The sequence below is a fragment of the Brucella haematophila genome, assembly GCF_005938105.1.
Lineage (GTDB): Bacteria > Pseudomonadota > Alphaproteobacteria > Rhizobiales > Rhizobiaceae > Brucella > Brucella haematophila.
In genome coordinates, this window is the sequence record NZ_VCPE01000011.1 from 39,766 (window position 1) to 60,015 (window position 20,250).

A 20,250-nucleotide genomic window follows, 5' to 3' on the forward strand; every position below is an offset into this window, starting at 1 on the left:
CAAAGACTTACTTCGCCTTGGAAACGAAATCCGGCAGTGGAGAACCAAGCCACTTTTCGTGGATCTTGTTCAGTTCGCCGTCGCCCTTCACCTTCTCGATGAACTTGTTGACGAATTCGAGCATTTCGCTCGAACCCTTGCGAACTGCGATGCCCTGAACCTGCTGGCTGAGCTGGATTTTCTGCTCGTAACGTCCCGGCGCTGCCTTTTCGATTTCAGCGGCAACGACATTGGAAAGACCGATCAAATCGACCTGACCCGACAGCAGAGCCTGCACGGCGCTGGCATCGTCATCGAAGCGGCGGATATTCGCATCCTTCGGCGCAACCTTGGTCACCGCCGTATCCTGCGTCGAGGCGCGCGCCACGCCGATGGTCTTGCCCGACAGGTCTTCCGGCTTGGCGACTGCCGCGTCCTTCGGTCCGAAAACGCCGATGGAAATACCAGCATACGGCTGGGAGAAATCGACGCTCTTGGCGCGCTCTTCGGTGATGCCCAGCGAAGCTACCAGCAGGTCAACCTGTCCGCTCTGCAGATAAGGAATGCGGTTAGGGCCGGTGACCGGTACGATCTGCGCCTTCACACCCAGCTCGGCAGCAAGCAGCTTTGCCACGTCGGCATCATAGCCGTCCGGCTCGTTATTGGTGTTCATGATGCCAAATGGCGGAAAGTCGACCAGCATGCCGATCTTGATCGTTCCTGCCGACTTGATGCCTTCGACGGTCTGCGCGAATGCGGCAGGCGCAAAAGCCGCGGCAAGCGCGCCAGCACCGATAAGCGTCATCGCTATGCGTCTGTTGATATTCATGTTTTTCCCTTCCCTATTGTTAAACCGGACTCCTCGCCGGCTATCAGTCCCTACACAGCCCCCGGTTACCGAGCAGTTGCGCGAGAAAATTTGGTTTCCATGTTGCGGGCCAAGATCGAGAGCGGCCAGCACAGAATGAAATAGATAACCGCAACCGTGCCGAAGACCATGAACGGGCTGAAGGTTGCATTGTTGATGATCTGGCCCTGCCGGGTCAGTTCGGTAAAACCAATGATGGCGGCAAGCGATGTGCCCTTGATCAACTGCACAAGGAAACCGACCGTCGGTGCAACCGAAATGCGTGCAGCCTGCGGCAGAATGATGTAGCGCATGCGGTTGTAGTAGCGCAGGCCAAGCGCCGTTGCCGCTTCCCGCTGACCCGGCGGCACAGCATCGATACAGCCACGCCAGATTTCGCCAAGGAAAGCACTGGCATGCAAGGTCAGGGCGATAGCCGCTGCGATCCAAGGATTGATGCCCAGGCCGAAAATATTCAGTCCGAAGAACACAAGGAAAAGCTGCATCAAAAGCGGTGTGCCCTGAAACAGGCGGATGAAGCCAAGCGCGATATAGCGCAGCGCACGATTATCCGAAACGCGCATCAACGCCACGATCATGCCGCCAATGCCGCCGCCCACAAAGGCGATGGCCGAGAGCGCAATGGTCCACTGAGCCGCATAGACGATAATGAGAAATTCGTTCCAGCCGAAAGGTCTGATCATGGCCTTGCTCCTATCGGCTCAGTGGATATTTGAACGCCAGTTTTTCAATCAGCGAAAACACCGCCGAAAAACCGATGGACATGATGAGGTACATCACCGTGATGACGATATAGACCTCGAAGCTGGCGAAGGTCGCAGACTGGAGATCATTACCGGCAGCGGCCAGTTCATTGGCCGAAATCACCGACACGACGCTTGATGTCAGCATCAAATAGATGAATTGGCTGGTCAGCGACGGATAGACCGTGCGCAATGCCGGTTTCATGATGATGTAGCGGAAAACTTGCAGGCGCGAGAGGCCAAGCGCAGTGCCCGCTTCCACCTGCCCCTTATGGATGGACTCGATGCCTGCGCGGATGATTTCCGTACCGTAAGCGCCGAAATTCACAACCAGCGCCAGAAGTGCCGCACTGTTGGGCGACAAGCGCAGACCTGCCGAGGGCAGACCGAAGAAGATGAAGAATATCTGCACCAGAAACGGTGTGTTACGGATGATCTCCACATAGGCGTCGATGACAAAGCGCACCGGCTTCGAGCCGGATGTCTTGCCCAAGGCGCACACAATGGAAACGACCAGCCCGAGCACCATGGCGGCGACAGAAAGCTCGATCGTTTGCCAGGCGCCGAGAAGCAGCTTGTCCATCGACGCGAACACTGGCGCGAAATTGAAATTGTACAATGCTGGAACCTCCCGGTCGGCGAATTGGCTGTCTTCCTCCAAGATCAGCTCAATTTAGATCGATCTAAATTCGTTTAACCCCTCTCGTCAATCATTAATTCGGATTAGATGATCAAATCTCTCGTCAGCCCACAGGGCGTCCACATGACTGGCGAACCTGCAAATAGGTCTCGGCAACAATGCGCTGCGCCGCCATTTCCGGCTCTGCAAGGCGCGAAAGCAGCAATCTGGCTGCGTTTTGGCCGACCGTCACCGGACGCGTCGCGACGGAACTCAGGCGCGGGCGTGTCGCCTCGGCGTCGCTGACATCGTCAAAGCCGATCAGCGAAAAATCCTCCCCGATTTTTCGCCCGTAATCATAAAGCCCGGCCGAAAGACCGAGCGCTATCACATCGTTAAAGCAGATTGCCGCTGTTGGTTCCGGTCCCTGCTGAAACAGAAGCGGCGCGGCCCTGGCGATTTCCGGCATGGTGCTTGGCAGATGCACGATCAGTTCCGGGTCCAAGCCCTTCTGCAGCATGGCCTCGCGAAAGCCCTCGACACGCTCGCGATAGGCAGAATGCACCGGCCCATGCACCGCAAAAGCAATGGTCTTGTGCCCCAGTCCGGACAGATGATTGACGGCCTGCCGCATGCCGCCCGCATAATCGACCCCGGCATAGTCGATCCTGTCTGTCACATGGCGGAGCACCTGCACGACGGGAAGTCCCCAATCGGCAATCTGCTCGATAAATTCCGGCTCGGTTCCCGCCGTCAGCGATACGATCACGCCATCGACACCATGCTCGCGCATGCGCTGCATCAACGTGTTCTGATTGGCAAAGTTCTCATGGCTATTGGCCAGCAGAACAACCATGCCAGCCTCACCGACAATACTGTCGATGCCGGCCAGAAGCTCGCCGTAAAAGGGGTTGCCCAGCGTCGGCACAATCACGCCGACCGTGTTCGAGCGATCGGCCCGCAAGCTCGCTGCGCCCATATTGTAGACGTAGCCGAGTTCTTGCAGCGCCTTCTCGACCTTCTCCCGCGTCGCGGTTCCCACAAGCGGGCTCTTGCGGATGACAAGCGACGCCGTGGCGCGCGAAACATTCGCATGGCGCGCCACATCAAGAAGTGTAACCCGGCTTTTCTTACGGTCGTCGGTCGGCATGAAACTCACCTGTCAGTATGAATCCATGTCCTGAAAGGCATTCCAAAATGCCGCCATCAGGTCAGATTCGAAGTCGGTATATTCAGTACAGACAGATGAAATGGTCAATCCGCAGCATAAAACACCTGCGGATTGACAAAGCGCTCTTTGCGGCCCGCATCACGAAGAATGCAGGTGGCGTGTTAAAACTCCCAGTCTTCATCCTCCGTCGCCACGGCCTTGCCGATGACGTAGGAAGAGCCCGAACCGGAGAAGAAGTCATGGTTTTCGTCGGCATTTGGTGAAAGTGCCGACAGGATAGCCGGATTGACCTTGCACGCCTCTGCCGGGAAAAGCGCCTCGTAACCAAGATTCATCAGCGCCTTGTTCGCGTTGTAATGCAGGAACTTCTTGACGTCTTCGGTCAGACCGACGCCGTCATAAAGCGCTTCCGTGTAGCGCACTTCATTGTCGTAAAGCTCTAGCAGAAGCTCGAAGGCAAAGTCCTTGATTTCCTGCTTCTGCGCTTCGCCCAGCACTTCAAGCGCACGCTGGAACTTGTAGCCGATGTAATAGCCATGCACAGCTTCATCGCGGATAATTAGCCGGATAAGGTCTGCCGTATTGGTCAGCTTGGCGCGGCTCGACCAGAACATCGGCAGATAGAAACCCGAATAGAACAGGAAGCTCTCCAGAAACACGCTGGCGATCTTTTTCTTGAAAGGATCATCCGCACGGTACTGTTCGAGGATCAGTTCGGACTTGCGTTGCAGGAATTCGTTTTCCTCCGACCAGCGATAGGCGTCATCGACATCCGGTGTCAGACACAGCGTCGAGAAGATCGAGGAATAGGAGCGCGCATGCACCGCTTCCATGAAGGCGATATTGGAAAGTACTGCCTCTTCATGGGGCGTCGCCGCATCTTCCATCAGCTCGACTGCGCCGACAGCGTTCTGGATGGTATCAAGCAAGGTGAGGCCGGTAAAAACACGGATCGTCAGCTGCTTTTCCTGCGGCTTCAGCGTTTCCCATGACTGGATATCGTTGGAGAGCGGCACTTTTTCCGGCAGCCAAAAATTACCAGTCAGGCGGTTCCAGACTTCCAGATCCTTATCATCCTCGATGCGGTTCCAGTTGATGGCGCGTACGAGACCGTGGGGCTTTCCCTTGCCGGTTTTGAATTGCATGTTCATTGGATTTCCTCTGATCTCATCTTGGGCTTACAGGGCGCAGGAAACGCAGCCTTGCACCTGCGTCCCTTCAAGCGCCATCTGGCGCAGCCGGATGTAGTAGATCGTCTTGATGCCTTTCTTCCAGGCATAGATCTGGGCGCGGTTGATGTCGCGGGTGGTGGCCGTGTCACGGAAGAACAAGGTCAAGGACAGGCCCTGATCGACATGCTGGGTAGCAGCCGCATAGGTGTCGATGATCTTTTCCGGCCCGATCTCATAGGCGTCCTGATAATAATCGAGATTATCATTGGTCATGAACGCAGCCGGATAATAGACGCGACCAATCTTGCCTTCCTTGCGGATTTCGATCTTGGACACAATCGGATGGATGGAAGAAGTGGAATGGTTGATATAGGAGATCGACCCGGTCGGTGGCACCGCCTGAAGGTTCTGGTTGTAGAGGCCACCCTCCATCACCGCCTTTTTCAAGTCGCGCCAGTCGTCCTGCGTGGGGATCGCGATGCCCGCCTTTTCGAAAATCTCGCGGACCTTGTCGGTCTCTGGCTCCCAAAGCTGATCGGTATATTTGTCAAAATATTCACCCGATGCATATTTGGACTTCTCAAAACCGCTAAATGATTTGCCCGCTTCGACGGCAATGCGGTTCGAAGCACGCAGAGCGTGATAAGTCACGGTGTAGAAATAGATATTCGTGAAATCCACGCCTTCTTCCGAACCGTAGAAAATCCGCTCGCGAGCAAGATAGCCATGCAGGTTCATCTGGCCGAGGCCGATGGCGTGGCTCTCATCATTGCCGCGCGCAACAGACGGCACCGAGCCAATATGGCTCATATCGGAAACTGCCGTCAGCGCCCGAATGGAGGTTTCAATGGTCTTTCCAAAATTCGCCGAATCCATGGCGGCTGCGATGTTGAGCGAGCCGAGATTGCACGAAATATCCTTGCCGAGATGGGCATAGGAAAGGTCTTCATCAAAAATGCTGGCTTCGCTGACCTGCAGGATTTCCGAGCACAGATTGCTCATGGTGATGCGCCCGTCAATCGGGTTGGCGCGGTTCACCGTATCCTCGAACATGATGTAGGGATAGCCGGACTCAAACTGAATTTCCGCCAGAACCTGGAAGAACTCACGCGCATTGATCTTCCGCTTGCGGATGCGCGCATCATCGACCATTTCGCGGTATTTTTCCGTGACGGAAATCTCGGTCAGCGGCTGACCATAGACCCGCTCCACGTCATAAGGCGAGAAGAGATACATATCCTCGTTGTTGCGGGCGAGTTCAAAGGTGATATCCGGGATCACCACACCCAGCGACAAGGTCTTGATGCGGATTTTCTCGTCCGCATTCTCGCGCTTGGTGTCGAGGAAACGCATGATATCGGGATGATGTGCATGCAGATAAACCGCACCTGCTCCCTGTCGCGCGCCAAGCTGATTGGCGTAGGAGAATGAATCCTCCAGCAGCTTCATCACGGGAATGATGCCCGATGACTGGTTCTGGATCTGCTTGATCGGCGCGCCGGATTCGCGAATATTCGTCAGGCTCAAGGCCACGCCGCCACCGCGCTTGGAAAGCTGCAATGCGGAATTGATGGAGCGTCCGATGGACTCCATGTTGTCTTCCACCCGCAGCAGGAAGCAGGACACAAGCTCGCCACGCTGTTTCTTGCCTGCATTAAGGAATGTTGGCGTTGCGGGCTGATAGCGACCGGAAATAATCTCGTCGACAAGGTCGCGGGCCAGCTGCTCACTGCCGCGCGCCAATGCCAGCGCCACCATGCAGACACGGTCTTCATAGCGCTCCAGATAGCGCTTTCCGTCAAAGGTCTTCAGCGTGTAGCTGGTGTAATATTTGAAAGCGCCGAGAAATGTCGGGAAACGGAATTTCTTGGCATAGGCCTCATCGAAAAGGTCGCGCACGAAATTGAAGGAGTACTGATCCAGTACCGCCTGTTCGTAATAGTTCTCCGTCACCAGATAATCGAGTTTCTCCCGCAGATTATGGAAGAAGACCGTGTTCTGGTTGACGTGCTGAAGGAAATATTGCTGCGCAGCCTGCTTGTCACGATCAAGCTGGATCTTGCCTTCGTCATCATAGAGGTTGAGCATCGCGTTCAGCGCATGATAGTCCAGCCCATCCGTAGATTTGACGGGCTTGGGGCTGTTCGATGCCGCTGCTTGCGGCGCGTCCTGCGCGACCAGCTCTGCCTCGCGCTCGCGGATCAGGGTTGTGTCTGCCGTGTCCAAAATCGTTCCATCCCGTTCCTGACATTGCCAATGTCTTCATCTGTTCCCAAAAGCTCAAAGCGATAGAGATAGGGAACCTGACATTTGGCAGAGATTATTTTACCGGCTATGCCGAAAGCTTCGCCGAAATTGCTATTACCCGCGGCAATCACGCCGCGGATCAGCGAGCGATTCCCCGTATTGTTGAGAAAGCGGATGACCGGCTTGGGCACCGCCCCTTTGGTTCCGCCGCCGCCATAACTTGGCGTCATGAGCACGAATGGCTCGTCTATCTGCAACGGGTTCGATTCTTCCTCATCCTTTTGCAGGATGGGAATGCGCCTCGCGCGCATTCCAAGCCGCTCTACGAAACGATGCGTGTTCTCGGAGCGACTGGAAAAATAGACTAGGAGACCCATTGCCGAGCTCATGACAAAGCCACGGTCACGAAAGACCGTTGATCATGTCTGGACGAAAACCGGCCCAGTGAGTTTCACCAGCCACAACGACTGGCACCTGACGATAGCCCAGCCCTGTGACCAGATCGTAAGCGGCCATATCAGCAGAAATGTCGATGACCTGATAATCGATCCCCTGACGATCGAGGGCACGGGTGGTTGCGGTGCACTGGACGCAAGCGGGTTTGCTATAGACGGTGACGTTCATTTCTTCCTCACTGGATTGGGCACAGATTGCCTGGAACGCAGCAACCCCATCGGGACAGATGCGCATGAGAGATCGTTCGCGCATGGCACATGCGCGTGATGGCGGACAAAATCGGGGAACAGTCAGTGATGCTTGAGCACCACCGGACCGCGCAAAATCACCTCTGGAAAGGTGGACCTGAACTGAAGGAACAATACAAACTGGACAATGTGTCAGACATGGACTTCACCCCGAAGCTTGTGAGCGGGCATTCGGGGTAGCAATCGGCAAGAAGCACATCTCGCCTCAATGATTGCGCACCAACCGGACACCCCGCCCGTGGACGTTCATTGCTCAAGGCAGGTCTCCTGGCTCACGGGTCAGCGCTCTTGTCGGTCTTCCCAGCTTACGCCAGTGACGTGATCAACAATAACTCACCGCTTACAGTTGCGGGGGCAGCTTCGGCTTCGTCTCAGCCCTCATGGCAGCGACTCACCGAATTCCCTCTTAGCTTTCGACTCATCGAATCGAAAGAACCTAGAACACTATATATAGTAGCCGAAGTTAAAAGACCGTCAACGGATAGTTGGCGAAAAGCGAAAGATCAGCGATCCATTTTGTAATGGCTGTGAAGAACGTGGATAACCGGACTTCATCGCGCCGGTTTGATCGGCTTCGGGCGAAATTCGGGCTTGAGCGCTTTAAGCGCCATGCGATCCACGATTCGCGGTGCGATCAGCTTAAGCCAGCGCCCCAATCGCATTTGCCGCGTCATCAATACCTCGCGTTTGCGCCTCTGCAAACCATCGAGCATGAGACGCACCGCTTCTTCCACAGACATCATATCGTCTTCGCGCACGCCGCTGGTTCCCAGCGCTTCACCGCTGGCGCCGTAACCGACCTTGCGAATATCTGTCTTCACAACGCCCGGATAAACAATCGTCACAGATATACCGCTCGGTTCCAGTTCCGAGCGAAGCGCTTCGCAAAATCCGGACAGCGCGAATTTCGTGCCACTATAGGCAGAGCGCCCCGGCACGCCGATCAGCCCCGCAACCGATGAAACCACCGCAATCCGCCCTTTGGTCTCCGCGAGGTGAGGAAGTGCGGCATGGATCGGCCAGATGCTGCCAAAATAGTTCAGCTCCATCAGATCGTGCATCCAGTGCAGATGTTCCGGCCTGATCTCCGCGAAATTGGCGTGGGCCGACATGCCTGCATTAACAATCAGCGTGTCGATCCGGCCAAAAGTCGATGCCGCTTTTTCAATCAATGCGATGCAGGCATTGCGATCTGTAACATCGGTCAGCACAACCAGCACGGTGCTGCCCTCAAGCCGCAATTCTGTTGCCAGTTTTTCAAGCTTTTCGACATTACGTGCCGCCAGCACAAGGGCAGCACCTGCGCGATCGCGATGCGCTATCTGGCGAGCGGTTTCCGCTCCGATCCCATCGGACGCGCCCGTTATAATCGTAACATCCATGTCGGTCTCCCTGCCGATAAGATGCACGATTATGCCGCCGAAAATCGCCAGCCGAAACAAGCTATTTTGACGAAGTCGCAGTTTTTATGATTGGCGGCCAAGTCGTTTGCCGCCTAATGGTCAGTTTACCTGTGCCGCATGGAGTTGCTGATAACGACCGCCCGAACGAGCGACCAGCTCGTCATGAACACCCTGTTCGATAATCCGGCCTTCTTCCACCACGACAATCCGGTCTGCATTGACGATGGTTGCGAGCCGGTGCGCGATGACCAGCGTGGTGCGCCCCTGCGAAAGATCGGCAAGCGATTGCTGGATTGCACGTTCGGTTTCAGTATCCAGCGCCGATGTCGCCTCATCGAGGATCAGGATCGGCGGGTTTTTCAGGAAAATACGCGCAATCGCCAGACGCTGCTTCTGGCCGCCCGAAAGCTTGACGCCGCGTTCGCCCACAACCGTGTCCAAACCAGCAGGCAAGGCGGCAATCACATCATCAAGACGGGCGCGCCGCGCCGCTTCGAGGATTTCTGTCTCCGATGCCTCCAGCCTGCCATAAGCGATGTTGTCGCGGATCGTTCCGGCAAACAGGAAGACATCCTGACTGACAATGCCGATATTGGACCGCAGGGACTTGAGCGTCATATCTCGAATATCGATGCCGTCGATGCTGATCGCACCTTCGGTCACTTCATAGAAGCGCGGCAGCAGAGAGCAGATCGTCGTCTTTCCTGCTCCGGACGAGCCAACAAAGGCGACCGTTTCACCCGCCCGGATCGACAGGGTCAAATGGGCAAGCAACGGCTTTTCCGAACGGTAACCGAAGCTGACATCACTATACTCAATATCGCCATGCAGACGCTGCACGGAAACGGCTTGCGGCCTGTCGGCAATATCCGGCTCTGTATCGAGAAAGGCCGAATAACGCTGGAAACCGGCAATGCCCTTCGGATAGCTTTCGATGATCGAATTGATCTTCTCGATGGGCCGGAAGAAAACGCCGATGAGCAGCAGGAAGCCAACGAAGCCACCTTCCGTCAGCTGGCCGCGCACGACAAACCAGGCGCCAGCGAGCATGACAATAATCTGGACAAAACGCATCGAAAGATAAGACAGCGACATCGAAGCCGCCATGATTTTGTAGGCCCGCAATTTGGTCGTCAGATAGTTGCGATTGCTTTCGTCAAACAGCTTGCGCTCGTGGTCTTCATTGGTGAAGGCCTGCACGACGCGAATGCCACCGACATTTTCCTCGATACGCGCATTGAACTCGCCGACGCGACCATAAAGTGCATGCCAGTTCGAGGTCATCCGGCTGCCATAGCGGATGCTCACAATCGCCGTCAGCGGAACGACCAACCCCGTAATCAGCGCCAGCGGCACGTGAATCCAGAGCATCAAGGCAAAAGCGCCGATCAGGGTCATGACGGCGATGAACAGATCTTCGGGGCCGTGATGGGCCACTTCGCCGATCTCTTCCAGATCCTTGGTCAGCTTTGCGACCAGATGCCCGGTCTTCTGATTGTCGAAGAAACGGAATGACAATTTTTGCAGATGATCGAATGCCTTGCGCCGCATCTCGGTTTCAATCTTGATCCCAAGCATATGGCCCCAATAGGTCACGACAACCTGCAAACCGGCATTGAGGAGATAGATCAGAAACAGCCCGGCCACTGCGATGGCAATCAGCCCAAGCTGATTGGTCGGCAGCAGGCGGTCGATGAACAGCGTCACCGCGACCGGAAACGCCAGCTCCAGCAGACCAGCAAGGACGGCGCTGGAGAAATCAAGTGCAAACAAGCCCTTGTGCGGTTCATAATAGGCAGCAAAGCGCTTCAGCAAACTATTCATAGAAATCCCGGCTTACACTTTTGGGGCAGCATTCAAAGAGGTCTGGACACGCCCCCTTCCCTAACGCCTGTTAGCAAGTTTTTGAATAGTGCGGGGGTTATTTTCTCTGTATCCGGGCCGATCAACCGATTTGTGATCATTTGACTCAACTTTATAGCCGATAGGCGCTACAGATTGGGCAAAAGGCTCATGAGATTGTCGATCAGCGGCGAGTGGTTGCTCTTCATAGAGGCGAGCGCCAGATGTGCGGAAAGTGGTTCGCCTTCAATCGGTCTGTAGGCCACACCGGCAAGCCTGATCTGTGCAATCGCGGCCGGCACGATGGAAACGCCCAGATCGGCGGCCACCAGATTGACGACCGACGGCATTTGCGGCGCTTCCTGCGCGACGATCATTTCAAAACCAGCATCACGACAAGCCGCAACCACGTCGTCATAAAGACTGAGGCCGACAATGCGTGGAAACATCACAAAGGCCTCCTTGGCAAGCGCCGAAACCGGCAATGTTTCATGCGCTGCCAACGGATGATGGCTCGGCAAGGCGATCAGCATCGGCTCATCGGCCAAGCGCTTCGTCCGCACGTCCTTGGGATTTTCGAGGCCGGGACGGATGAAAGCCGCATCCACCTCACCGCGTAGAAGTCTTTCCATCAGAAGGCTCGTGTTCATTTCGGTGAGCGTCAGCCGTACCTCCGGCCAGCGGGCACGAAACCGTCGGATCGTTCCGCTCACCACCGGGTTGAAGGCCGATGACGCAGTGAAACCCAAGGCCAGACGCCCTGTCTCGCCCCGCGCCGCGCTCTGCGCGGCAAGCTTGGCCTTCTCCGCAGCGGCAACCGCCGCCTTCGCTTCCTCACGAAAGGCCGTGCCTGCTGCCGTCAACTCCGCGCCATGCGGAACACGATGGAAAAGAGCGACGCCGATTTCATTCTCCAGATCACGAATTTGCTGGCTCAAGGGTGGTTGACCGATCCCGAGATTTGCCGCAGCGCGCGTAAAATTGCCCTCATCGGCGACAGCCAGAAAATATCTAAGGTGGCGCAATTCCATCGGTATATCCAAAACATATTACAATCGTCTGTTCCATATATTAGACAAATGATGTGCATTTGACTAGATCAAGGCTCGGGAGGTTTTGAAAAGGCAAAGTCATGTCCCGCGTCCAAGAACGCAGTCTCGATAGCGTTAGAACACCAGACAGCACCCTCAGGCTGGTCACCGCTCCAACATCATCCGGAGCTGTACCGGAAGAAAAGCACTATCTGGTCAAAGGCACACCCGCATTTCGCAATGCCAGCGTTGCGCTCTTTCTGTCAGGCTTTGCGACATTCTCGCTTCTCTATTGCGTGCAGCCTTTGATGCCGCTCTTCGCACATGATTTTAACATCACGCCTGCGGCAAGCTCCCTTTCTCTTTCGGTTTCCACCGGCTTTCTGGCCTTTGCGATTTTCTTTGCGGCCATCGTTTCCGAACGCTTCGGCCGCCGCTCACTGATGTTCGCCTCCCTGCTCGGCTCTGCGCTTTGCACCATCGCCGCCGCACTCGTGCCGGATTGGGACATGCTGCTGGCGCTGCGCGCATTGCAGGGCCTTTTGCTGGGCGGCGTTCCGGCGGTCGCCATGACCTATCTTGCCGAGGAAATCGACCCGCGCGGTCTTGGCGCATCCATGGGCCTTTATATCGCGGGCAACGCCTTCGGTGGTATGGCGGGGCGCGTCATTACCGGAACGCTGGCTGAATTTTTCTCCTGGCGCGTCGGCCTTGCAGGCATGGGACTTCTGGGCCTTGCCGCTGCCATCGGCTTTCTGATGCTCCTGCCTGCCTCGCAGAATTTCACCCCGCGCCCCGGTCTGAATGCGCGGTTTCACCTCGGTGCATGGATCGGCCATATCCGCAATCCGGCCCTGCCGCTGCTGTTCGCCATCGGCTTTCTGGTCATGGGCTCGTTTGTGACGGTCTATAACTATATCGGCTTCCGTCTTGTCGCCGCGCCCTACAGTCTGAGCCAGACGGCGCTCGGCGCAATTTTCTCGGTCTATCTGTTCGGCATCGCCGCATCGTGGATCGCGGGCCGCATGGGCGACAGGCTCGGCCATTTCATTGTGCTTCCCATTGGTTTGGGCATTGAAGCGGCGGGCGTGCTGCTGACACTCTTTGCGCCATTGCCGCTGATCATCGTCGGCATCGTGTTTCTGACTGTCGGCTTCTTCGTCAGCCACTCGGTGGCGAGTGCGTTGGTCGGAAGGCTGGCGCTCCACACCAAGGGTCACGCGTCTTCGCTTTACCTCCTGGCCTATTATCTCGGCTCCAGCATCGCGGGATCAGCAGGCGGCATTTTCTGGATCGCGGGCGGCTGGAACGCGGTGACGGAGTTTACCTTCGCCATGCTGGCCATCGCCTTTGTCGCATCGCTTGCCGCAGCGCGTTTTGCCCGTCGGGATTGAAAATGCCTCCCAAATTGCCTAGCAGATGATTTGCCATGCAGCTGTCAGCACCTTGACAGCTGCATGGCAATGAATGGAGGCTGGGGCATGAGTGAATTGGCTGACTGGCTATCGGAAGCGCATCCGATCAACCGGAAAAACGCCGCCGAAGTCGTGTTCGACGACATACGATCGGCGATCATATCCGGTCGCCTACAGGTCGGCACCCGCCTTCCCTCGGAAGCCCGGCTGGCCGACCGGTTCGGCGTCAGCCGCCCCATCGTGCGGGAGGCGCTGCGCTCGCTGCAAACCCTTGGCCTCACCCAGACCCGGACCGGTAGCGGCACCTATATAGTGAATGCAACGCCCTCGGCGGAACTGAGCTATGACGGCTATTCCGCGCGCGATCTGATTGAAGCGCGTCCCTTTATCGAAATTCCGGCGGCAGGCTGGGCGGCACTTCGTCGAAGCGACGAACAGCTCGCGCATCTGCTTGGACTTTGCGACAAGATGGACCGCCAGACCGACCCGCATAAATGGGAGCTGCTCGATTCCGAGTTTCACAGCGCCATAGCCGTTGCCTCCGGAAACACGCTCTTTGCCAAGATCGTCGCCGATGCCCGTGATGCTCTGGTCCAGCAATCCGAACTCATCAATCTCATGGCAGGTCGCCGCGAGGCGTCCAATATCGAACATCGCCGGATTGTCGACGCCATCGCGGCCGGTTCCGAAGCTGGCGCCCGGACCGCCATGGAGGCGCATCTGAGCAAGGTTAAAACCGCCGTCAACGCCATCACAGGCAGTAGCAGCTCTTAAGCACACCCTCTTCAAACCGACTGTTTTGCGCAAGCGACAGGTTGAAACCCGTCGCGCGACGGCCTGTGGATAATTGTCACCGGGACAATCGTGGGAGACAGACAAAATCACCACGTACGAACGCTGAAAGCTAACGTCTTCTTTTCAAAAAGATATTCCCGGTGCCACATAGTGCAGCACCTTTCGGCGGGCCAACCGGCGCGCACCGGTGACTTGACGCGCCAATTTCAATATGCGTTAACGCGTCCTCTAATCTGTCATACAGCTTTACAGATTACCCTCAAAATGGGGTGAGACTCGCCCCATTGAACGACCAACGGCGCGCCCTAAGTGGCGATTCATGCTGTGAATGGTCCTATCGAAAACGCGCCCGCAAAGCGCTTACCTGGGAGGAGCAATGACGATCGAAACCGTGAAAGCCAGTCCGGCGGAACGTGAAATCTTCATCGAAGAGGATAGCGGTTACCACAAGGCCCTGAAGCCTCGGCAAATCCAGATGATCGCGATTGGGGGAGCGATCGGAACGGGGCTTTTCCTTGGTGCTGGTGGGCGACTTGCGCAAGCGGGGCCTGCCCTCGTTTTCGTCTATGCGCTTTGCGGCTTCTTCGCCTTTCTGGTTTTGCGCGCGCTGGGTGAGCTGATCATGCATCGGCCAAGCTCGGGATCATTCGTCTCCTATGCCCGTGAGTTTTACGGCGAGAAGCTGGCCTTCGCCGCTGGCTGGATGTACTGGCTGAACTGGGCGATGACTTCGGTGGCCGATGTGACCGCCGTCGCGCTCTACATGAATTTCTTCAAGCATTATGTTCCCTGGCTGCAAGGCATCGACCAGTGGATGTTTGCGCTCACAGCGCTCCTCATCGTGCTCGCGATGAACCTGATGTCGGTGAAAGTCTTCGGCGAGATGGAATTCTGGTTCAGTCTCGTCAAGGTGCTGTCGCTCGTCACCTTTCTGGTGGTCGGAATTTATTTCGTCGTCTCCGGCACACCGATTGACGGTCACGCCGCCGGTTTCAGCATCATCACCGATAGCGGGGGCTTCTTCCCGAACGGCATATTACCGGCCTTCGTGATCATACAGGGCGTCGTCTTCGCCTATGCCTCCATCGAACTGATCGGCACCACGGCTGGCGAAACCGAAGACCCGCGCAAGGTAATGCCCGGCGCAATCCGCACCGTCGTCTTCCGCCTGCTGGTCTTCTATGTCGGCTCGGTGCTGCTGCTGTCGCTGCTTCTGCCCTACACGGCCTATTCCGCTGGCGAAAGCCCGTTCGTCACCTTCTTCAGCAAGATCGGCGTCGAGGGTGCGGATATCATCATGAACCTTGTCGTGCTGACCGCAGTTCTCTCGTCGCTCAATGCGGGCCTCTATTCGACAGGCCGTATTCTGCATTCGATGGCTATTTCCGGTTCCGCGCCTTCGGCTCTGGCCAAGATGAACAAGAACGGCGTCCCCTTTGTCGGCATCGCGGTCACCGCCGTCGTGACGGTGATCGGCGTTGTCCTCAATGCCCTCGTGCCTTCAGATGCCTTCGAAATTGCGCTCAATCTCTCCGCGCTCGGCATTATCACTGCATGGGGCGTCATCGTTCTCTGCCAGCTGAAGCTATGGTATCTGGCGCGGCGCGGCGAAATCGAACGGCCTGATTTCCGGATGTTCGGCGCACCCTATACAGGCATCCTCACACTGGCTTTCCTTCTCGGCGTTCTGGTTCTGATGGCGTTCGATTATCCGGTCGGTACCATGACCATCGCTTCGCTGCTGATCATCATCCCCGTGCTCATCATCGGATGGTATCTGATGCGCGACCGTATCCATCGACTTGCCGCAGAACGTGCTATAGACGCAAGCACTCTGAGCAAGTGAGGAAAACGTGAATACAGCGCCGAACAAGCCCGTGGTGGCGGTCATCGCCACCGGGGGCACCATTGCAAGCAAACGCGGTGAAGATGGCGCAAGCACGCCGACATTATCCGGCGAAGACCTGCTCGCGCTTATACCGAATATCGACGCTGATCTGCGCCCCATAGACTTGATGGCGAAGGATTCGTCGCTGCTCACGCTGGCCGACATGCAGCATATCAGCGATACCGTCGGCGAAGCGCTGAACAATGCCGCCATCCATGGCGTGGTCGTCCTGCATGGCACCGACGCCATGGAAGAGACCGCGCTTCTGGTGCAGCTCCAGCACCGGCTTGCAAAGCCGGTCATCTTCACCGGCGCACAATTTACAGCCGATCATCCGCATGCCGATGGCCCTGCCAATCTTGCCGATGCGGTCGGGCTTGCCATTGATTCCGACAACGCTGCACGCGGCGTACTCATCGCTTTTGGCGGTCGGGTTCTTCCGGCATGGGGTGCCTATAAAGTCAGCAGCGACAGCGCCGATGCATTTCATTCGGCACGAGCGCTGGATGTGCTGCCGGATGTGCAGCTTCCGTCAAAAATTGGCGATGGCCGTGTCGATACGGTTGCCATTTATCCCGGCTGCGATGCCATCCATGTTGCGGCAAGTGTTGCAGCCGGCGCGCGCGGCATTGTTCTCGCCGGGCTTGGCTCCGGCAATGCGACGCCGGAGATTGTCGAAGCCGTACGGGTTTGCACCGAACAGGGCATCGCGGTTGTCGTATCAAGCCGCGTGCCGGAAGGTCTGTTGACGCCGGGCTATGGCGGCGGTGGCGGTGGGCACGATCTTGCTGCGGCAGGTGCGATCCACGCCCGCACACTTCGTCCCGGTCAGGCGCGCATTCTGCTGGCGGCGCTTATCGCCAGCGGCAGTCCGAAAGATGCAATCATCCGCGCCTTCGGCGACAGCCAATAACCCATAACAAAAGGGCCGGATCACTCCGGCCCTTTTGTTTTGCTGCTAGAGCATTTCCCGCAAAAGTGCGTAGCGGTTTTGCGTAGGATAATGCGTAAAAACAAATAGCTAGAGCGGTTCCACGATTCCGTTTTAACCGGAACCGCTCTAGCTGCGATCACTCGCCCGGCACAAGATGCGGTGCTTCGATCTTCGCGCCCGAATGCTTGAGCGGACGCTCGCCGCTCAGCTTGCGGATCAGCACATAGAACACCGGCGTCATGAAGATGCCGAAGGCCGTCACGCCGATCATGCCCGCGAAGACCGCGATACCCATTGCGGAGCGCATTTCCGCACCGGCACCGGTGGATGTAACCAGCGGCACCACGCCCATGATGAAGGCCATGGAGGTCATCAGGATCGGGCGCAGACGCAACCGGCTGGCTTCGACGGCGGCCTGCACCACGCTTCGACCGGAAAGCTCCAGCTCGCGGGCAAATTCCACGATCAGGATCGCGTTCTTCGCCGATAGTCCCACAAGGACGATCAAGCCAATCTGGGTGAAGACGTTGTTGTCACCCCCCGTCAGCCAGACGCCGGTGAGTGCAGCCATGATACCCATCGGAACAATCATGATGATCGACAGGGGCAGAGCAAGGCTTTCATACTGCGCGGCCAGCACCAGATAGACGAGCAGCAGCGCCAGCGGGAAGACGAGGAAGCCTGAATTGCCAGCCAGAATCTGCTGGTAGGTCAGATCGGTCCACTCGAAAGCGATGCCCGGAGGCAAGGTTTCCTGCGCAATCCGCTCGACAGCCGCCTGCGCCTGACCGGACGAGAAGCCGGGGGCCGGATTGCCGTTGATATCGGCAGACAGGAAGCCGTTATACCGGATGGCGCGTTCCGCACCCACGGTCTGCTCCACCTTCATCAGCGCCGACAGCGGGATCATCTCGCCCGATTGCGAACGAACCTTCAGCTTGCCGATATCTTCGGCATGGCTGCGGTAATTCGCATCGGCCTGAATGCGCACGCTGTAGGTGCGTCCAAATGCATTGAAGTCGTTGACGTAGAGCGAACCCAGATAGATCTGCAACGTCTCGAACACATCGGTCACCGCCACACCCAGCTGCCGTGCCTTCACACGATCCAGATCGGCATAAAGCTGCGGCACATTGATCTGGTAACTCGAATAGAGACCGGCCAGTTCGGGTGTCTGATAGGCCTTGGCGAGAAACGCCTTGGTCGCATCGTCAAGCGCACGGAAGCCAAGCCCGTTGCGATCTTCGAGCTGGAGCTTGAAGCCGCCCGTTGTACCCAGACCCTGCACAGGCGGTGGCGGGAACATGGCAATGAACGCATCCTGAATGGAGCCGAACTTCTGATTCAGCTGCATGGTGATAGCGCCTGCCGACAGGTCGGGCGTCTTGCGTTCCTCGAACGGCTTCAACGTGACGAAGACAATGCCTGAATTCGACGAGTTGGTGAAACCGTTGATCGAAAGGCCCGGGAAGGCAATGGCATTGGCAACGCCCGGCTGGTCGAGCGCAATATCCGTCATGCGGCGGATGACATCTTCCGAGCGGTCAAGTGTGGCCGCATCCGGCAATTGCGCAAAGCCAATCAGATATTGCTTGTCCTGTGCTGGAACGAAGCCGCCTGGCACCGCACGGAACAGAACAAAGGTAACGCCGAGCAGCACGACATAGAGGCCCATCACCAGCGACTTGCGCGAGAGTATTGCGCCCACGCCGCGACCATAGGCATTCGAGCTTGCACCGAAAAAGCGGTTGAAGCCACGGAAGAACCAGCCGAACGCCTTGTCCATGATGCGGGTCAAACGATCCTTCGGCGCATCATGACCACGCAGCAGCAGGGCTGCGAGAGCTGGCGACAGGGTCAGCGAGTTGAAGGCCGAGATCACTGTCGAGATGGCGATGGTCAGCGCGAACTGGCGATAGAACTGGCCGGTAAGGCCGGTAATAAATGCCAGCGGCACAAAGACCGCAACCAGCACCAGCGCAATCGCGATGATCGGGCCGGACACTTCCTGCATGGCGCGATAGGTCGCTTCCACCGGCGACAGTCCCTGTTCGATGTTACGCTCGACATTTTCCACCACCACGATGGCGTCGTCGACGACGATACCGATGGCCAGCACCAGACCGAACAGGCTCAGCGCATTGATGGAGAAGCCGAACATATACATGACCGCGAACGTACCCACGATGGAAACGGGGACCGCGACCAGCGGAATGATCGATGCGCGCCATGTCTGCAAGAACAGAATGACCACAATCACCACCAGAACGATGGCTTCAAGCAGGGTGTGAATAACCGACTCGATAGAGGCTTTCACAAATGCTGTCGTGTCATAGACGATGTCGAAATCCACGCCTTCCGGCATGGTCTTCTTCAGATCGGCCATGGCCGCGTGCACATTTTCCGAAATCTGCAAAGCGTTGGAACCTGGCGCCTGAAACACGCCCATGCCAACGGCCTGCTTGTTGTCGAGCAGAGAGCGCAGTGAGTAATCCGCAGCCCCCATCTCGACGCGGGCGACATCGCCAAGGCGCGTGATTTCGCCCTCGCTGCCCGACTTCACGACGATATTGGCGAAGTCTTCCGGTGTCTGAAGACGGCCTTGCGCATTGACGGAAAGCTGAAGATCAAGACCGGAAACATTCGGCGAAGCACCAATCACGCCAGCGGCGGCCTGAACATTCTGCTGCCGGATTGCGTTTGCGATATCGCCCGCGGAAAGTCCGCGCTCGGCTGCCTTTTGCGGGTCGATCCAGACGCGCATGGAATAATCGCCGCCGCCGAATATCTGCACCTGACCGACGCCCGGAATACGCGCGATGCGGTCCTTGACGTTCAAAACGGCATAGTTGCGCAGATAGTTCACGTCATATCGGCCATCGGGCGAGATGAGGTGAACGACCAGCGTGAGATCGGGCGAGCTTTTGGCGGTGGTGACGCCGAGCGTGCGCACCTCTTCCGGCAGGCGTGGCTCGGCCTGCGAGATACGGTTCTGCACAAGCTGCTGCGCCTGATCAGGATCGGTGCCGAGTGCGAAAGTGACAGTCAATGTCATGACGCCATCGGCTGTCGCCTGGCTCTGCATATAGAGCATGCCTTCAACACCGTTGATCTGTTCTTCAAGCGGTGTAGCGACGGTCTCGGAAATCACGGCAGGGTTGGCGCCCGGATATTGCGCGCGCACCACGATCTGTGGTGGCACGACTTCCGGATATTCCGAAATCGGCAGACCTGTCATGCCGATCAGACCGGCCACGAAGATCAGAACCGAAAGAACGCCAGCGAAGACCGGGCGGTCTACGAAGAAGCGTGAGAAGTTCATCTGTTTATCCCCCTTTAGGCGGATGAGCGAAAACTCTCCCGTGCCGCGAAAACATGCGTTCTCGCGGATTGAATAGGCTGAGCTTTTGCGTTTAGCGCGCGTCGTCAGACGCGCCGT

At 57.0% G+C, this 20,250-nt stretch carries 16 protein-coding genes and 1 riboswitch; of the genes, 4 read left to right on the forward strand and 12 right to left on the reverse strand.

Annotation, left to right across the window (positions count from 1 at the left end; translation table 11 throughout):
• Positions 1 to 7: 7 nt before the first annotated feature.
• The 11 genes from FGI60_RS16500 to FGI60_RS16550 form a co-directional block, all read right to left on the reverse strand.
• The gene (locus tag FGI60_RS16500; protein ID WP_138786122.1) at positions 8 to 808 is read right to left on the reverse strand and encodes a transporter substrate-binding domain-containing protein; all 801 of its coding nucleotides are present in this window, start codon (positions 806 to 808) and stop codon (positions 8 to 10) included.
• Between the two features lie 65 nt (positions 809 to 873).
• Positions 874 to 1,530: an amino acid ABC transporter permease gene (locus FGI60_RS16505; protein WP_138786123.1), complete on the reverse strand. Its 657-nt coding sequence runs from the start codon at positions 1,528 to 1,530 to the stop codon at positions 874 to 876.
• A 10-nt stretch (positions 1,531 to 1,540) separates the two neighbouring features.
• Positions 1,541 to 2,209, reverse strand: coding sequence for an amino acid ABC transporter permease (locus FGI60_RS16510; RefSeq protein WP_078338272.1), 669 nt, complete (start codon positions 2,207 to 2,209; stop codon positions 1,541 to 1,543).
• Between the two features lie 124 nt (positions 2,210 to 2,333).
• Positions 2,334 to 3,359, reverse strand: a complete 1,026-nt coding sequence (locus tag FGI60_RS16515; protein WP_138786124.1) for a LacI family DNA-binding transcriptional regulator — start codon at positions 3,357 to 3,359, stop codon at positions 2,334 to 2,336.
• A 182-nt stretch (positions 3,360 to 3,541) separates the two neighbouring features.
• The gene (gene nrdF / locus FGI60_RS16520) at positions 3,542 to 4,531 is read right to left on the reverse strand and encodes a class 1b ribonucleoside-diphosphate reductase subunit beta (RefSeq protein ID WP_078338270.1); all 990 of its coding nucleotides are present in this window, start codon (positions 4,529 to 4,531) and stop codon (positions 3,542 to 3,544) included.
• A 27-nt stretch (positions 4,532 to 4,558) separates the two neighbouring features.
• Positions 4,559 to 6,778, reverse strand: coding sequence for a class 1b ribonucleoside-diphosphate reductase subunit alpha (gene nrdE, locus FGI60_RS16525; protein WP_138786125.1), 2,220 nt, complete (start codon positions 6,776 to 6,778; stop codon positions 4,559 to 4,561).
• Complete coding sequence (gene nrdI / locus FGI60_RS16530; protein WP_138786248.1) at positions 6,754 to 7,176, reverse strand: class Ib ribonucleoside-diphosphate reductase assembly flavoprotein NrdI; 423 nt, start codon at positions 7,174 to 7,176, stop codon at positions 6,754 to 6,756. Before nrdI ends, nrdE begins: the two co-directional genes overlap by 25 nt.
• A 25-nt stretch (positions 7,177 to 7,201) precedes the next feature.
• Positions 7,202 to 7,423 (reverse strand): glutaredoxin-like protein NrdH, encoded by a 222-nt coding sequence (nrdH, locus tag FGI60_RS16535; RefSeq protein WP_078338267.1) that lies wholly within the window; start codon positions 7,421 to 7,423, stop codon positions 7,202 to 7,204.
• A 320-nt stretch (positions 7,424 to 7,743) separates the two neighbouring features.
• Positions 7,744 to 7,958, reverse strand: a riboswitch (cobalamin riboswitch).
• Between the two features lie 96 nt (positions 7,959 to 8,054).
• Positions 8,055 to 8,885 carry an SDR family oxidoreductase gene (locus FGI60_RS16540; protein ID WP_138786126.1) on the reverse strand — a complete coding sequence of 277 codons (831 nt, stop codon included), beginning with the start codon at positions 8,883 to 8,885 and terminating at the stop codon, positions 8,055 to 8,057.
• Positions 8,886 to 9,005: 120 nt separating this feature from the next.
• Complete coding sequence (locus FGI60_RS16545) at positions 9,006 to 10,730, reverse strand: ABC transporter ATP-binding protein (protein ID WP_138786127.1); 1,725 nt, start codon at positions 10,728 to 10,730, stop codon at positions 9,006 to 9,008.
• 167 nt (positions 10,731 to 10,897) lie between these two features.
• Entirely contained in the window at positions 10,898 to 11,779 is an 882-nt protein-coding gene (locus FGI60_RS16550; RefSeq protein WP_138786128.1) for a LysR family transcriptional regulator, read from the reverse strand.
• 101 nt (positions 11,780 to 11,880) lie between these two features.
• Between FGI60_RS16550 and FGI60_RS16555 the strand changes: the two genes are divergently transcribed.
• The 4 genes from FGI60_RS16555 to FGI60_RS16570 all read left to right on the forward strand — a co-directional run bounded on the left by FGI60_RS16555 (position 11,881) and on the right by FGI60_RS16570 (position 16,790).
• Positions 11,881 to 13,173, forward strand: a complete 1,293-nt coding sequence (locus FGI60_RS16555; protein ID WP_138786129.1) for an MFS transporter — start codon at positions 11,881 to 11,883, stop codon at positions 13,171 to 13,173.
• 87 nt (positions 13,174 to 13,260) lie between these two features.
• Positions 13,261 to 13,968: a FadR/GntR family transcriptional regulator gene (locus tag FGI60_RS16560; protein WP_138786130.1), complete on the forward strand. Its 708-nt coding sequence runs from the start codon at positions 13,261 to 13,263 to the stop codon at positions 13,966 to 13,968.
• A 397-nt stretch (positions 13,969 to 14,365) separates the two neighbouring features.
• On the forward strand, positions 14,366 to 15,835 hold the full coding sequence (locus FGI60_RS16565) for an amino acid permease (protein WP_374843529.1): 1,470 nt from the start codon (positions 14,366 to 14,368) through the stop codon (positions 15,833 to 15,835).
• A 7-nt stretch (positions 15,836 to 15,842) separates the two neighbouring features.
• Positions 15,843 to 16,790 carry an asparaginase gene (locus FGI60_RS16570; RefSeq protein WP_138786131.1) on the forward strand — a complete coding sequence of 316 codons (948 nt, stop codon included), beginning with the start codon at positions 15,843 to 15,845 and terminating at the stop codon, positions 16,788 to 16,790.
• A gap of 157 nt (positions 16,791 to 16,947) precedes the next feature.
• Here FGI60_RS16570 and FGI60_RS16575 read toward each other — a convergent pair whose 3' ends face one another.
• Entirely contained in the window at positions 16,948 to 20,133 is a 3,186-nt protein-coding gene (locus FGI60_RS16575; RefSeq protein ID WP_138786132.1) for an efflux RND transporter permease subunit, read from the reverse strand.
• Positions 20,134 to 20,250 lie beyond the last annotated feature (117 nt).

What these genes read in the sequence shown, in the direction of transcription:
- FGI60_RS16545 (WP_138786127.1), bottom strand. Translation starts at nt 10,730, where the DNA reads ATGAATAGTTTGCTGAAGCGCTTTGCTGCCTATTATGAACCGCACAAG.
- nrdI (WP_138786248.1), bottom strand. Translation starts at nt 7,176, where the DNA reads ATGGGTCTCCTAGTCTATTTTTCCAGTCGCTCCGAGAACACGCATCGT.
- FGI60_RS16555 (WP_138786129.1), top strand. Translation starts at nt 11,881, where the DNA reads ATGTCCCGCGTCCAAGAACGCAGTCTCGATAGCGTTAGAACACCAGAC.
- FGI60_RS16560 (WP_138786130.1), top strand. Translation starts at nt 13,261, where the DNA reads ATGAGTGAATTGGCTGACTGGCTATCGGAAGCGCATCCGATCAACCGG.
- FGI60_RS16505 (WP_138786123.1), bottom strand. Translation starts at nt 1,530, where the DNA reads ATGATCAGACCTTTCGGCTGGAACGAATTTCTCATTATCGTCTATGCG.
- FGI60_RS16515 (WP_138786124.1), bottom strand. Translation starts at nt 3,359, where the DNA reads ATGCCGACCGACGACCGTAAGAAAAGCCGGGTTACACTTCTTGATGTG.
- FGI60_RS16540 (WP_138786126.1), bottom strand. Translation starts at nt 8,885, where the DNA reads ATGGATGTTACGATTATAACGGGCGCGTCCGATGGGATCGGAGCGGAA.
- FGI60_RS16565 (WP_374843529.1), top strand. Translation starts at nt 14,366, where the DNA reads ATGACGATCGAAACCGTGAAAGCCAGTCCGGCGGAACGTGAAATCTTC.
- nrdH (WP_078338267.1), bottom strand. Translation starts at nt 7,423, where the DNA reads ATGAACGTCACCGTCTATAGCAAACCCGCTTGCGTCCAGTGCACCGCA.
- FGI60_RS16575 (WP_138786132.1), bottom strand. Translation starts at nt 20,133, where the DNA reads ATGAACTTCTCACGCTTCTTCGTAGACCGCCCGGTCTTCGCTGGCGTT.
- FGI60_RS16500 (WP_138786122.1), bottom strand. Translation starts at nt 808, where the DNA reads ATGAATATCAACAGACGCATAGCGATGACGCTTATCGGTGCTGGCGCG.
- nrdF (WP_078338270.1), bottom strand. Translation starts at nt 4,531, where the DNA reads ATGAACATGCAATTCAAAACCGGCAAGGGAAAGCCCCACGGTCTCGTA.
- FGI60_RS16550 (WP_138786128.1), bottom strand. Translation starts at nt 11,779, where the DNA reads ATGGAATTGCGCCACCTTAGATATTTTCTGGCTGTCGCCGATGAGGGC.